The sequence below is a fragment of the Pseudomonas entomophila genome, from assembly GCF_023277925.1.
Classification (GTDB): domain Bacteria; phylum Pseudomonadota; class Gammaproteobacteria; order Pseudomonadales; family Pseudomonadaceae; genus Aquipseudomonas; species Aquipseudomonas entomophila_D.
Genome location: NZ_CP063832.1, coordinates 2,649,804 through 2,662,002, shown reverse-complemented (window position 1 = coordinate 2,662,002; position 12,199 = coordinate 2,649,804). Strand labels below are relative to the sequence as shown.

Sequence of the window (12,199 nt, the reverse complement as noted above, 5' to 3'; positions counted from 1 at the left end):
CTTGTGATGGCATTTGTTTTTGTGTGGGTGGATCAGTGCAATTGGGCGACCTCGGTCACGCGGCGCGTGGCGAAGGTCCGGGTGCGGCAGCGCTCGGGGGAGAACGGCGCGTAGTCGAGGCCGCGTGCGGCGAGGTCTGCCGGCATCGGCAGGCCCAGCGCGCTGTGGCAGCACAGGCGCGACAGCGCCGGTGCGGTCTGGATGCCATAGCCGCCGAGGGCGGCGAGCCAGACGAAGGCGGGTTGTTGCGGGTCGGCGCCGACCACGGGGGTGCGATCGGCGACAAAATTGCGCAAGCCGGCCCAGCGGTTGACGATGCGCTTGGGGCGCAACTGGGTGGTCTGTTCCAGGCGATCGAGGGTGATGGCCAGGTCCAGTTCCTCGGGCTGCGCGTCGCAGGGCGCGGAGGGCGTTTCGTCACAGGGGGAGACGATTAGGCGACCGGCCTCGGGCTTGATGAAGATGTCTTCGTCGAGGGTGCCCAGGTAAGGGGTGTCATGCACCTCGCAATGGGGGTCGACGACCAGCACGGTCCGGCGCAGGGCCTGCAGGCCGATCGCCGGCACCTCGCAGCGTTCGGCACAGGTGTCCGCCCAGCTGCCGGCGGCATTGACGATCAGCCGGGCGTGCAAGGTGCTGCCATCACCGCAGAGCAGGCGCCACACCCCGTCCCGGTGCTGGGCGCCGAACAGCTCGCAGTCACGGCGTACCTCGCCGCCACGCTGGCGCAGGCCGGTGAGGTAGGCGCCGTGGATGGCGTGCACATCGAGGTCGAAGGCCCCCGGCTCATGGATGCCGGCGCTCCAGCGCCCTGGAGCCAGGTAGGGTGCGAGCGCCATTACTTCGGCGGCATCTGCCCAACGTGCGTCGGGCACATGCTGGCGCACCACTTCGAAGCGTTGGCGCAGCTGTGCCTCGCGCTCATGGGTGGCGACGATCAGTGCACCGCGAGGCGACCATAAAGGTGTGCTCGCCAGCCCGGTCGGCGGTGCTTCGAAGAAACCCCGGGAAGCGCAGGTCAATGCACGGATATGCTGGTTGCCATAGCTTTCCATGGAGATGGCCGCCGATCGCCCGGTGGTGTGGTAGGCCAGCTGGCGTTCACGTTCCAGTAGGCAGACACGACCATGTTCGGCCAGTTGATAAGCGATCGAGACGCCAGCGATGCCGCCCCCGATGACCACGAAGTCGAAGCTCTGGCTCATGATGCGCGCGCCTCCTGGCGCTGGCTGGCCTTGCCTGGGCGGCTGTAGCCCAGGGCGAAGTGGGCGACGAGGCCGAAGATCAACCCCCAGAAGGCGGCGGCGAGGCCGAGGAAGCTCATCCCCGATGCGGTGACCAGGAAGGTGATCAGGGCCGGCTCGCGCTGCTTCTCGTCGGCCATTGCACCGGCGAGGCCGGTGGCGATGGCGCCGAACAGGGCGAGGCCGGCGAGGGCGGCGATCAACTCCCTGGGCAGCGCGGAAAACACCGAGGCCAGCGTCGCGCCGAAGGTGCCCATCAGCAGGTAGAAGGCGCCGCAGGCGATCCCGGCGATGTAGCGCTTGTCCGGGTTTTCGTGGGCTTCACGGCCGGTGCAGATGGCCGCGGTGATCGCTGCCAGGTTGACGCCGTGGCAAGCGAAGGGCGCCATCAGTAACGAGCCGATCGCGGTGACCGATACGATCGGGCGGGCCGGGGTCTGGTAGCCGGAGGTGCGCAGTACGGCAATCCCAGGTACCGACTGGCCGGTAAGTGACACCAGGGCCAGCGGCAGCCCGATGTTGATGATGGCGTGCCAGTTCCACTCCGGGGCTGTCCAGACCGGTACGGTCATCTCCAGTACCAGGGCCTGGGTGTTCAGTTGGCCCAGCCCGGCGGCCAGCGCGCATCCAACGATCAGCACCGACAAGATCGCGTAGCGCGGCGAAAGGCGCTTGAACACCAGATAGGCCACCAGCATCGACAGCACCAGCAGTGGCTGGACGCGGATCGAGCTGAACAGCTCGGCGCCGAAGCGGAACAGGATGCCGGCCAGCATGGCGGCGGCGATGGCCTTGGGCAGGCGGTTCATCAGGCGGTCGAAAGCGCCGCTCAATGCGATCACTGTGATCAGCAGCGAGGCGACGATATAGGCCCCCACCGCCTGTGCCAGGGATACGGTCGGCAGCATCGATACCAGCAGGGCTGCGCCGGGTGTCGACCAGGCGGTGATCACCGGTACCCGCAGTTTCCAGCTCAGCAGCAAGCCGGTCAGACCGCTGCCGATGGAGATCGCCCAGATCCACGAGGCGGTGACCTCGGTGCTCAGCTGCGCCTGGTGGGCAGCCTGGAACACGATGATCAAGGGGCCGGCGTAGGAGATGATCACCGCGATGAGGCCGGCGACCAGTGCTGAGAGTGAAAAGTCCTTTCTGATGGTGTCCATGGTGCGTCCGGATTGATGGGTCAGGGTTGATTGATTCGATTGAGTCGAGCTTGATTGACTCTATATCGATGCATTGAGTTGTTTCAATAGGCTCAATGTTAAAACCGCTGCACAAAACACCGAACTGACGGGCAAGATTGACCATGAAATTCATTAAGTTATTGAAATTGCTAGGTTATATTTGAGGACTGAGAGAGCTGAAAATTCGCTCCTGTGAGCCTCGTCACACACGTTGGATACAATTTGAATCGCTTAATGGATCGACTCAAGTCATGTGATATGATCAAAATACAATCATTTACCACTCGGTAGCCGTCTCATGTGGGTTCCTCAGATCAGCGAAAGCAACCAGCCAATGTACCTGTCCATCGCCGATGCGCTGGCCCGGGACATCGCCAGCGGGACGCTCAAGCGCGGGGAGCGCCTGCCAACCCTGCGTGAGCTGGCCGCCGCCCTGGACGTGACCCCCGGCACCATCAGCCGTGCCTACATCGAGGCCTCGCGCCGAGGGCTGGCGCAAGGCGAAGTGGGCCGTGGCACCTATGTGCTCGACCGGATCAGCGACAAGGCCGACGAGCGTTCCGCCGCCAAGCCCGTGCAGCGGCCCTTGTTCACCACGGCAAGTTCGCCACGAGCCGAAGAGCTCGACCTGTCGATCATCAAGCCCTACGGCGAGACCTTGCAGTACTGGCTGCGCAACGCGTTGGTCGAACTGGCCAACGCCAGTCATCTCGATCAGGCGCTCGACTACACCCCCGACGGCGGCCACCCCTTGCACCGCGAGGCCGGTGCACAGTGGCTGCGCCACTGGCTGCCGGGTGCGCAGTGGCAACAGGTGGTCATCACCAGTGGCGCCCAGCATGGCCTGATGGTAGCGATCAGTGCCCTGACCGAGGCTGGTGACTTGGTGTTGTGCGAGTCGCTGTGCTACCCGGGCATCATCTCGGTGGCCCACGGCCTTGGCCGGCGCTTGCGCGGCGTACCCATGGACGAAGAGGGGATCATCCCCGAAGCCCTGCGGGAAATCTGCCAGCGCGAGAAACCGGCGATGCTGGTCTGTGTGGCGACCTGCCAGAACCCCACTACCGCGATCATGTCCAACGCCCGGCGGGCGCAGATTGCCGCGCTGGCCGAAGAGTTCGACTTCCTGCTGCTCGACGATGACATCTACGGGTTCCTGGCCACTGACGCCGGCACCCGGCCGCTGAGCACCTTCGCCCCGGACCGCTCGATCTACCTCACCAGCCTGTCCAAGTCGGTGCTGCCGGCCCTGCGCATCGGCTACCTGTACAGCCCGCCGAAGTTGCTGTCGCGCTTGACCTCCATGGTGCGCAGCACGGTATGGATGCCTTCTCCACTGACCGCGCAGTTGGCCAGCCATGTCATCGGCGAAGGCCTCGACAGCCAGTTGATCCGCATGCACCGGGCAGAAGCGGCCGCGCGCCAGGCGATTGCCAGCGAGGTGTTTGGTTCGAGTGTGCTACGCAGCCAACCCCATGGTTACCACGTCTGGCTGAACCTGCCGGAGCAGTGGCGCAGCGACGAATTCGCCTTGCTGGCCAGGGCCAATGGCGTGATCGTCATGAGTGGCAGCCAGTTCCAGGTTGAGCGTAGTGGGGATCCGCGAGGGGTGAGGGTGGTGCTGATGTCACCCACCAGCCAGCAGGAATTGCGCTTTGCCCTGACGCAGTTGGCAAGCTTGCTCGAGTCGGGTGACCCGAAGCGTTTCTATTGAGCGGTGCGGCCCGCCTGTTGACGGGCCACTATCCGTTACTCAGCGTTCGGTTGTTTTCAGCTTTCATCATCCCGCGCGTGGACTGGCATGGTGGCCAGTTCGCCGTTCAGGTTGCCCGTAACCTGGGCCCGCAGTGCCTGCTGCTCGAGCTTGGCTTCGGCTTTCTCCTTCACGTTGTCCTGGATACGTCGGGCGATCTGTTCATCGATCCTCGCCTTCTGTTCCGCTGGCAGCGCGTTGTACTCTTCCTCCGTCAAGCCCATCTCCTGGAGAAACTTCTCCTTGATCTTCTCCTCCGGCGACTTGGCCATGTAGTCGCGGAAGTCCTGGACAGCGGTGGATTCCTCTTGCTTGCCAACGCTGGCCTGCTGACGCGCGGCAACGTCCGGGTTCTGCAGCATGACCATGAGCTTGGCGAAGGCTTCCTTGCGGTTGTCCTCGGCGTTCTGTTGTGAGGCACTACCTTGGCTGTTTTGTTGCGCCAGGGTGTTGCCCGTTGCTGCGACCTGAAGCGACGGCATGAAGGCGACTGGCGCCTGGTCGCTGCCGGTGCGGTTCTGGGGGGGCAGGGCGGGCTGCCAGCCCAGGCCGGTTGGAGTGATCAGCATCTCTTCTCCTTGTATTGTTCGAAACTGTGCGACGAAAGGGGCAAAAGCTGTGCCAGTGCGGGCAGGTGAGTGAAACAGGCCGCCTGGTCTGTTCCGCCAGTCGGCCACTGGGAACAAGCTTGCCTTTCAGGGGCACAGGATTGCCGCGAGCGGCAATCACATTGATGTGGTGCAGGGGCGCCGAACAAAAAAATGCCCGCGGCGCCTGGCGGCGCGGCGGGCCAAATCGGCCAGGGCCGCTTCAGTGTCTAGATGTGCAGGGCGTGGCCGAGGGCCCGCAGCGCGGCCTCCTGCACGGCTTCGCCCAGGGTCGGGTGGGCGTGGATGGTGCCAGCGATGTCTTCCAGGCGCGCGCCCATTTCCAGCGATTGAGCAAAGGCAGTGGACAGCTCCGAAACTGCCACGCCCACAGCCTGCCAACCCAGGATCAGGTGGTTGTCACGACGGGCCACCACACGCACGAAACCGCTTTTCGACTCCAGGCTCATGGCCCGGCCGTTGGCGGCGAAGGGGAATTGCGCGACGAGGCAGTCCACGCCCTGCTGGCTGGCCTGCTCCGGGGTCTGGCCGACCACCACCACTTCCGGATCGGTGAAGCACACGGCGGCGATGGCGCTGGGTTCGAAACGCCGCGCCTTGCCGGCAATGATCTCGGCGACCATCTCGCCCTGAGCCATGGCCCGGTGCGCCAGCATCGGTTCGCCGGCTACGTCGCCGATGGCCCAGACGTTGCGCATGCTGGTCTGGCAGCGTTCGTCGATGGCGATGGCGGCGCCGTTCATCTTCAGGTCGAGGCTTTCCAGGCCGAAACCTTTGCTGCGCGGGCGGCGGCCCACGGCCACCAGTACCTGGTCAGCTTCCAGGCGCAGTTGCCCACCCTGGCCATCGCTGGCCAGCAGGCAGCCGTCGGTATAACCCTCGACGCTGTGCCTCAGGTAAAGCGCAATGCCGAGCTTCTTGATCGAGTCCGCCACCGGTGCGGTGAGTTCGGCGTCGTAGGTCGGCAGGATGCGCTCGCGCGCTTCCACCACGCTGACCTTGGCGCCGAGCTTGCGGTAGGCGATGCCCAGCTCCAGGCCGATGTAGCCGCCACCGACCACCACCAGGTGCTCGGGCAATGCCTTTGGCGCCAGGGCCTCGGTGGACGAGATGACCGGCCCGCCGATGGGTAGCATCGGCAGTTCGACGCTGCTCGAACCCGTCGCCAGCAGCAGGTGTTCGCACTGGATGCGTTGGCCATCGACCTCGACGCTCTTGCCGTCGAGGACCTTCGCCCAGCCGTGGATCACCTTCACGCCGTGTTTCTTCAACAGGGCGGCGACGCCGCTGGTGAGGCGGTCGACGATGCCGTCCTTCCACTCGACGCTGCGGGTGATGTCCAGGCGCGGCGACGCCACGCTGATGCCCAGCGGCGACGGTTCGGTGAAGCGGCTGGCCTGGTGGAACTGCTCGGCCACATGGATCAGCGCCTTGGAGGGGATGCAGCCGATGTTCAGGCAGGTGCCGCCCAGCGCCTGGCCTTCGACCAGCACGGTGGGGATGCCCAGTTGCCCGGCGCGGATGGCGGCCACGTAGCCGCCGGGGCCGCCGCCGATGATCAGCAGGGTGGTGTTGATAATCGGTTGCATGATCACTCCACGAACAGGCAGGCGGGTTGTTCCAGCAGGCCGCGCACGGCCTGGATGAACAGGGCGGCGTCCATGCCGTCGACCACGCGATGGTCGAACGAGCTGGACAGGTTCATCATCTTGCGCACGACGATCTGGCCGTCGATCACCACCGGCCGTTCGACCATGCGGTTGACGCCGACGATCGCCACTTCCGGGGTGTTGACCACCGGGGTGCTGACGATGCCACCCAGTGCGCCGAGGCTGGTCAGGGTGATGGTCGAACCGGACAGCTCTTCACGGGTGGCTTTGTTGTTGCGCGCGGCATGGGCGACGCGGGCGATCTCGCTGGCGTTGCTCCACAGGTTGCCGGCTTCGGCGTGGCGCAGCACCGGCACCATCAGGCCGTTGTCACCTTGCGTGGCGATGCCCACATGCACCGCGCCGTGGCGGGTGATGACCTGGGCTTCGTCATCGTAGGTGGCGTTGATCTGCGGGAAGTCACGCAGGGCGACGACCATCGCGCGGACCAGGAATGGCAGCAGGGTCAGCTTGCCGCGGCTGTCACCATGCTTGGCGTTGAGTTGCTGGCGCAGGGCCTCCAGGTTGGTGACGTCGATTTCCTCGACGTAGCTGAAGTGGGCGACACGACGCTTGGCATCCTGCATGCGCTGGGCGATCTTGCGGCGCAGGCCGATCACCGGCACCTGTTCGCTGTCGGTGCGCTTGCCATAACCGCCTGGCGCCTGGCCTGCGCTGGTTTGCGGCTTGCTGATGAAGGCGTCGAGGTCTTCGTGCAGGATGCGCCCGGCCGGGCCGCTGCCATGCACATAGCGCAGCTCGATGCCGGCATCCAGGGCGCGCTTGCGCACGGCGGGGGAGGCCAGCGGTTTGTCGTGGGCCTCGCGCGGCACGATGGGGGCGGCGGTGTGGTTGGCGGTTGCCTGTGGCTGCGTTTCGAGGCGCGCCTCGGGCTTGGTTTCGGCCTTCACTGGCGCGGGGGCCGGCTCGGCTGGCTTGGCTTGCGGCGTGTCGATATGGTTGCCGCTGCCTTCGACCTCGATGCGGATCAACTCGCTGCCGACCGCCATCACTTCACCTGGCTGGCCGCCCAGGGCCAGCACCTTGCCGCTGACCGGCGAAGGGATTTCCACGGTGGCCTTGTCGGTCATGACATCGGCCACCACCTGGTCCTCGGCGATCATATCGCCAACCTTGACGAACCATTCCACCAACTCGACCTGCGCGATGCCTTCGCCAATGTCCGGCATCTTGATGACGTGCGTGCCCATTCAGACCTCCATGACCCGTTTCAATGCCGCGCCTACCCGCGAAGGGCCGGGGAAGTAGGCCCATTCCTGTGCGTGGGGGTAGGGGGTGTCCCAACCGGTGACGCGCTCGATCGGCGCCTCGAGGTGATGGAAGCAGTGCTCCTGGACCAGCGACACCAGTTCAGCGCCGAAACCGCAGGTGCGGGTGGCCTCGTGCACGACCACGCAGCGGCCGGTCTTTTTCACCGATGCGACGATGGTCTCCAGGTCCAGTGGCCACAGGCTGCGCAGGTCGATGACTTCGGCGTCGACGCCAGACTCTTCGGCGGCCACCTGCGAGACATACACGGTGGTGCCGTAGGTCAGCACGGTGACGTCGTTGCCGGGGCGGGTGATCGCCGCCTTGTCCAGCGGCACGCTGTAGTAGCCATCGGGCACCGCGCTGTGCGGGTGCTTGGACCACGGCGTTACCGGGCGGTCGTGGTGGCCGTCGAACGGGCCGTTGTACAGGCGCTTGGGCTCGAGGAAGATCACCGGGTCGTCGCATTCGATCGAGGCGATCAGCAGGCCCTTGGCGTCGTAGGGGTTCGAGGGCATCACGGTGCGTAGGCCGCAGACCTGGGTGAACATCGCCTCAGGGCTCTGGCTGTGGGTCTGGCCGCCGTAGATGCCGCCGCCGCAGGGCATGCGCAGGGTGAGCGGGGAGATGAACTCGCCGGCCGAGCGATAGCGCAGGCGGGCCATCTCCGAGACGATCTGGTCGGAGGCGGGGTAGAAGTAGTCGGCGAACTGGATCTCGACCACCGGGCGCAGACCGTAGGCGCCCATGCCCACGGCGGTGCCGACGATACCGCTCTCGGAGATCGGCGCGTCGAACACGCGGGACTTGCCGTACTTGGTCTGCAAGCCTTCGGTGCAGCGGAACACGCCGCCGAAGTAGCCAACGTCCTGGCCATAGACCACCACGTTGTCATCGCGCTCGAGCATGACATCCATGGCCGAGCGCAGGGCCTGGATCATGGTCATGGTGGTGGTGGACATGGCGTTTTCCAGATGGATGCTGTTGTTGTGATCGTTCATCTCAGACCCCCAGTTCCTGGCGCTGACGGCGCAGGTGGTCGGGCATTTCCTTGTACACGTCCTCGAACATCGAGGCGGCGCTGGGGATATGGCCATTGCTCAGGGTGCCGAACTGCTCGGCGTCCTTCTGCGCCTTGATCACCTCGGCCTCGAGCTCCGCGCTGACGGCCTGGTGCTCTTCCTCGGACCAGTGGCCGGCCTTGATCAGGTGTTGCTTGAGGCGCGCGATTGGGTCGCCCAGCGGGAAGTGGCTCCAGTCGTCGGCTGGGCGGTACTTCGATGGGTCGTCCGAAGTCGAGTGCGGGCCGGCGCGGTAGGTGACCCATTCGATCAGCGTCGGGCCCAGGCCGCGGCGGGCGCGTTCGGCGGCCCAGCGCGAGGCGGCGTAGACCGCGATGAAGTCGTTGCCGTCCACCCGTAGCGAGGCGATACCGCAACCCACGCCACGGCCGGCGAAGGTGGTCGATTCGCCCCCGGCGATGGCCTGGAATGTGGAGATCGCCCACTGGTTGTTGACCACGTTGAGAATCACTGGGGCGCGGTAGACGTGGGCGAAGGTCAGGGCGGTGTGGAAATCGGACTCGGCGGTGGCGCCGTCGCCAATCCAGGCCGAGGCGATTTTCGTATCGCCCTTGATCGCCGAGGCCATGGCCCAGCCGACCGCCTGGACGAACTGGGTGGCCAGGTTGCCGCTGATGGTGAAGAAGCCCGCTTCGCGCACCGAGTACATGATCGGCAGCTGGCGGCCCTTGAGTGGGTCGCGGGTGTTGGACAGCAGCTGGCAGATCATGTCAACCAGCGACACCTCGCGGGCCATCAGGATGCTCTGCTGGCGGTAGGTGGGGAAGCACATGTCGGTGCGGTTCAGGGCCAGGGCCTGGCCGCTGCCGATGGCTTCCTCGCCCAGGCTCTGCATGTAGAAGGACATCTTCTTCTGGCGTTGGGCGACCACCATGCGGCTGTCGAAGATGCGCGTCTTGAGCATGGCGCGCATGCCTTGGCGCAGCACCTGCGGGTCGATGCCCTCGGCCCAGGGGCCGACGGCGTTGCCATGTTCGTCGAGCACGCGAACGAGGCTGCCGGACAGGTCGGCGGTATCGGCGGGTTCGACATCGATCGGGGGTTTACGGACTTGACCTGCGTCGTTCAGGCGCAGGTAGGAGAAATCGGTCTGGCAGCCTGGCCGGCCTGTAGGCTCGGGCACATGCAGACGCAGGGGGGCGTACTCGTTCATGCTTTTTACGCTCGCTCGAATGTTGTTTTTGTGAGCTTTGAAGCGGCCGCCGCTGAGTACCGGCTTGTGACTGGCAAGTCAGCGTCTTTTACATCATAGGGGGACGGCAGGAGAATTTTTCTCTCAAGTTCGTTGCGTTTGCTCGGTGGCGCAGATAAACATTCCGTACAAACACAAAAACCAGGTGAATTTGTCTCATGCGCAAACTGGATCGCACCGATATCGGCATCCTCAACAGCCTTCAGGAAAACGCGCGGATCACCAACGCGGAGCTGGCGCGTTCGGTCAATCTTTCGCCCACGCCCTGTTTCAACCGGGTCAAGGCCATGGAGGAGCTGGGGGTGATTCGCCAGCAGGTGACGTTGCTGGCGCCCGAGGTGCTGGGGTTGGATGTGAATGTGTTCATCCATGTCAGCCTGGAGAAGCAGGTGGAGCAGTCGCTGCACCGCTTCGAGGAGGAAATCGCCGAGCGCCCGGAGGTGATGGAGTGTTACCTGATGACCGGTGACCCGGACTACCTGCTGCGGGTGTTGCTGCCGAGCATCCAGGCGCTGGAGCGGTTTCTCGATTACCTGACGCGGTTGCCGGGGGTGGCGAACATTCGCTCCAGCTTTGCCCTGAAGCAGGTGCGCTACAAGACCGCATTGCCGTTGCCGGCCAATGGCATGACATTGCGTGAGCAATAACCTGGGCTGGCCCTTTCGCGGGTTTACCCGCAACTGGCGCACCACGGAATTGGGGTGCTTGATATTTTAAACACCCCAGGCCTATGTTGTGCGCGTTGCCATTCCCGGCATGCGAAAACAACAAGAAGGACAGCGTCATGACGACCGAAGGCCCGCGCAACCAGGCAGAGCACCTGAAGGGCATCGACGAAATCGAGTGTGTAACCCCGGACCTCAACGGCGTTCCGCGCGGCAAGGTGATGACCGCCGAAGGCTTTCTTGAGGGCCGCCGCCTGCAGATGGCGCGCGGCGTGCTGCTGCAGTGCATCATGGGCGGTTATCCGCCGGCCAGGTTCTACGGCAGTGACGACGGTGACCTGGCGCTGGTGGCGGATCCCGGCCAGATTCATCGCCTGCCTTGGAGCGACGAGCCTCGCGCCCTGGCCATCTGCGACGCGGTGGAGCTCGATGGCAGGCCGTCGGGGCTGTCCAGCCGTGGCCAGCTCAAGGCGGTAATCGCCCGTTATGCCAAGCGTGGGTTGGCGCCTGTGGTCGCCACCGAACTGGAGTTCTTCGTCTTCGCGCCGAACAACGACCCGAGCCAACCCTTCCAGCCGCCCCTGGGCAAGGACGGCCGCCGCGAAATGGGCCATTCGGCTTTCAGCGTCAGCTCAAACAACGGCCTGCGCCCCTTCTTCAAAGAGGTCTACCGCTGCATGGCGGCCTTGGGCCTGCCGCGCGACACGTTCATGCACGAAATGGGGGTCAGCCAGTTCGAGATCAACCTGCTGCACGGTGACCCGCTGCTGCTGGCCGACCAGACCTTCCTGTTCAAGCACCTGCTCAAGGAAGTGGCGCTGCGCCATGGCCTGACTGTGGTGTGCATGGCCAAGCCGCTGGCGCATACCCCCGGCAGCTCGATGCACATCCACCAGAGCCTGGTGGACATCGCCACCGGCCGCAACGTGTTCAGCGACGAGCAGGGCAGGGCGACCGACATCTTCCATCACTTCATCGGCGGCCTGCAGGCGTGCCTGGCCGACTTCACCGCACTGTTCGCGCCCAACGTCAATTCGTACCAGCGCCTGTGCCACCCCTATGCCTCGCCGAACAATGCCTGCTGGTCCGAGGACAACCGTGCGGCGGGGCTGCGCATCCCGGCCAGTTCGCCGGCGGCGCGGCGGGTCGAGAACCGTTTGCCGGGCGCCGACGCCAACCCTTACCTGGCCATCGCCGCCAGCCTGGCCGCAGGCCTGCATGGCATCGAGCGGCAGATCACTCCGGCTCCGGCTATCCAGGGCGAGTTCGAGGTGCCGGAGCACCTGAGCCTGCCGTGCACCTTGCATGCGGCGCTGGAACGTCTGAAGCGCAGCGACCTGGCGCGGGAACTGTTCGGACGCGAGTTCATCGAAGGCTACATCGCCACCAAGACCCTGGAGCTGAGCGATTTCTTCGACGAGATCACGCCCTGGGAGCGGCGTGTGCTGGCGGCACAGGCCTGAGCGCGACACGACCCCCTCTGGATGCGCCCTCGGCGGCCACTTTCGCCGCCGGGGGCCTGCGCCGCAACGGATTTGCCCTTATGCTTGCCT

Annotated in this window: 10 protein-coding genes; 3 read left to right on the top strand and 7 right to left on the bottom strand. The window is 65.0% G+C overall.

Translation table 11 applies throughout. The annotated features are described in order from the left end of the window. Window positions 1-32: 32 nt before the first annotated feature. Both IM733_RS11550 and IM733_RS11545 read right to left on the bottom strand, forming a co-directional pair. On the bottom strand, window positions 33-1,205 hold the full coding sequence (locus IM733_RS11550; RefSeq protein ID WP_248920947.1) for an NAD(P)/FAD-dependent oxidoreductase: 1,173 nt from the start codon (window positions 1,203-1,205) through the stop codon (window positions 33-35). Beyond that, the gene (locus tag IM733_RS11545) at window positions 1,202-2,407 is read right to left on the bottom strand and encodes a benzoate/H(+) symporter BenE family transporter (protein ID WP_248920946.1); all 1,206 of its coding nucleotides are present in this window, start codon (window positions 2,405-2,407) and stop codon (window positions 1,202-1,204) included. The genes IM733_RS11550 and IM733_RS11545 overlap by 4 nt, the downstream gene beginning before the upstream one ends. A gap of 319 nt (window positions 2,408-2,726) precedes the next feature. On the opposite strand from IM733_RS11545, the gene IM733_RS11540 reads away from it, so the two are divergent. Further along, the gene (locus tag IM733_RS11540; RefSeq protein WP_248920945.1) at window positions 2,727-4,142 is read left to right on the top strand and encodes a PLP-dependent aminotransferase family protein; all 1,416 of its coding nucleotides are present in this window, start codon (window positions 2,727-2,729) and stop codon (window positions 4,140-4,142) included. A 56-nt stretch (window positions 4,143-4,198) separates the two neighbouring features. Here IM733_RS11540 and IM733_RS11535 read toward each other — a convergent pair whose 3' ends face one another. The 5 genes from IM733_RS11535 to IM733_RS11515 form a co-directional block, all read right to left on the bottom strand. Further along, window positions 4,199-4,750, bottom strand: coding sequence for a hypothetical protein (locus IM733_RS11535; protein WP_248920944.1), 552 nt, complete (start codon window positions 4,748-4,750; stop codon window positions 4,199-4,201). 248 nt (window positions 4,751-4,998) lie between these two features. Then, window positions 4,999-6,378, bottom strand: coding sequence for a dihydrolipoyl dehydrogenase (gene lpdA, locus IM733_RS11530; RefSeq protein ID WP_248920943.1), 1,380 nt, complete (start codon window positions 6,376-6,378; stop codon window positions 4,999-5,001). Window positions 6,379-6,380: 2 nt separating this feature from the next. After that, the gene (locus IM733_RS11525) at window positions 6,381-7,649 is read right to left on the bottom strand and encodes a dihydrolipoamide acetyltransferase family protein (protein ID WP_248920942.1); all 1,269 of its coding nucleotides are present in this window, start codon (window positions 7,647-7,649) and stop codon (window positions 6,381-6,383) included. Further along, window positions 7,650-8,708 (bottom strand): alpha-ketoacid dehydrogenase subunit beta, encoded by a 1,059-nt coding sequence (locus IM733_RS11520; protein WP_240064298.1) that lies wholly within the window; start codon window positions 8,706-8,708, stop codon window positions 7,650-7,652. A 1-nt stretch (window position 8,709) separates the two neighbouring features. Continuing rightward, window positions 8,710-9,942: a 3-methyl-2-oxobutanoate dehydrogenase (2-methylpropanoyl-transferring) subunit alpha gene (locus IM733_RS11515; RefSeq protein ID WP_248920941.1), complete on the bottom strand. Its 1,233-nt coding sequence runs from the start codon at window positions 9,940-9,942 to the stop codon at window positions 8,710-8,712. 197 nt (window positions 9,943-10,139) lie between these two features. Here IM733_RS11515 and bkdR point away from each other — a divergent pair, with 197 nt between their 5' ends. Both bkdR and IM733_RS11505 read left to right on the top strand, forming a co-directional pair. Continuing rightward, window positions 10,140-10,628, top strand: coding sequence for a Bkd operon transcriptional regulator BkdR (gene bkdR, locus IM733_RS11510; protein WP_011534944.1), 489 nt, complete (start codon window positions 10,140-10,142; stop codon window positions 10,626-10,628). 239 nt (window positions 10,629-10,867) lie between these two features. Beyond that, window positions 10,868-12,109 (top strand): glutamine synthetase family protein, encoded by a 1,242-nt coding sequence (locus IM733_RS11505; RefSeq protein ID WP_248921162.1) that lies wholly within the window; start codon window positions 10,868-10,870, stop codon window positions 12,107-12,109. The last annotated feature ends 90 nt before the right edge of the window (window positions 12,110-12,199 follow it).

Bases quoted from the DNA above. Each gene is read 5' to 3' on its own strand.
- IM733_RS11550 (WP_248920947.1), bottom strand. From the start codon at position 1,205: ATGAGCCAGAGCTTCGACTTCGTGGTCATCGGGGGCGGCATCGCTGGC.
- IM733_RS11545 (WP_248920946.1), bottom strand. From the start codon at position 2,407: ATGGACACCATCAGAAAGGACTTTTCACTCTCAGCACTGGTCGCCGGC.
- IM733_RS11540 (WP_248920945.1), top strand. From the start codon at position 2,727: ATGTGGGTTCCTCAGATCAGCGAAAGCAACCAGCCAATGTACCTGTCC.
- IM733_RS11535 (WP_248920944.1), bottom strand. From the start codon at position 4,750: ATGCTGATCACTCCAACCGGCCTGGGCTGGCAGCCCGCCCTGCCCCCC.
- lpdA (WP_248920943.1), bottom strand. From the start codon at position 6,378: ATGCAACCGATTATCAACACCACCCTGCTGATCATCGGCGGCGGCCCC.
- IM733_RS11525 (WP_248920942.1), bottom strand. From the start codon at position 7,649: ATGGGCACGCACGTCATCAAGATGCCGGACATTGGCGAAGGCATCGCG.
- IM733_RS11520 (WP_240064298.1), bottom strand. From the start codon at position 8,708: ATGAACGATCACAACAACAGCATCCATCTGGAAAACGCCATGTCCACC.
- IM733_RS11515 (WP_248920941.1), bottom strand. From the start codon at position 9,942: ATGAACGAGTACGCCCCCCTGCGTCTGCATGTGCCCGAGCCTACAGGC.
- bkdR (WP_011534944.1), top strand. From the start codon at position 10,140: ATGCGCAAACTGGATCGCACCGATATCGGCATCCTCAACAGCCTTCAG.
- IM733_RS11505 (WP_248921162.1), top strand. From the start codon at position 10,868: ATGACCGCCGAAGGCTTTCTTGAGGGCCGCCGCCTGCAGATGGCGCGC.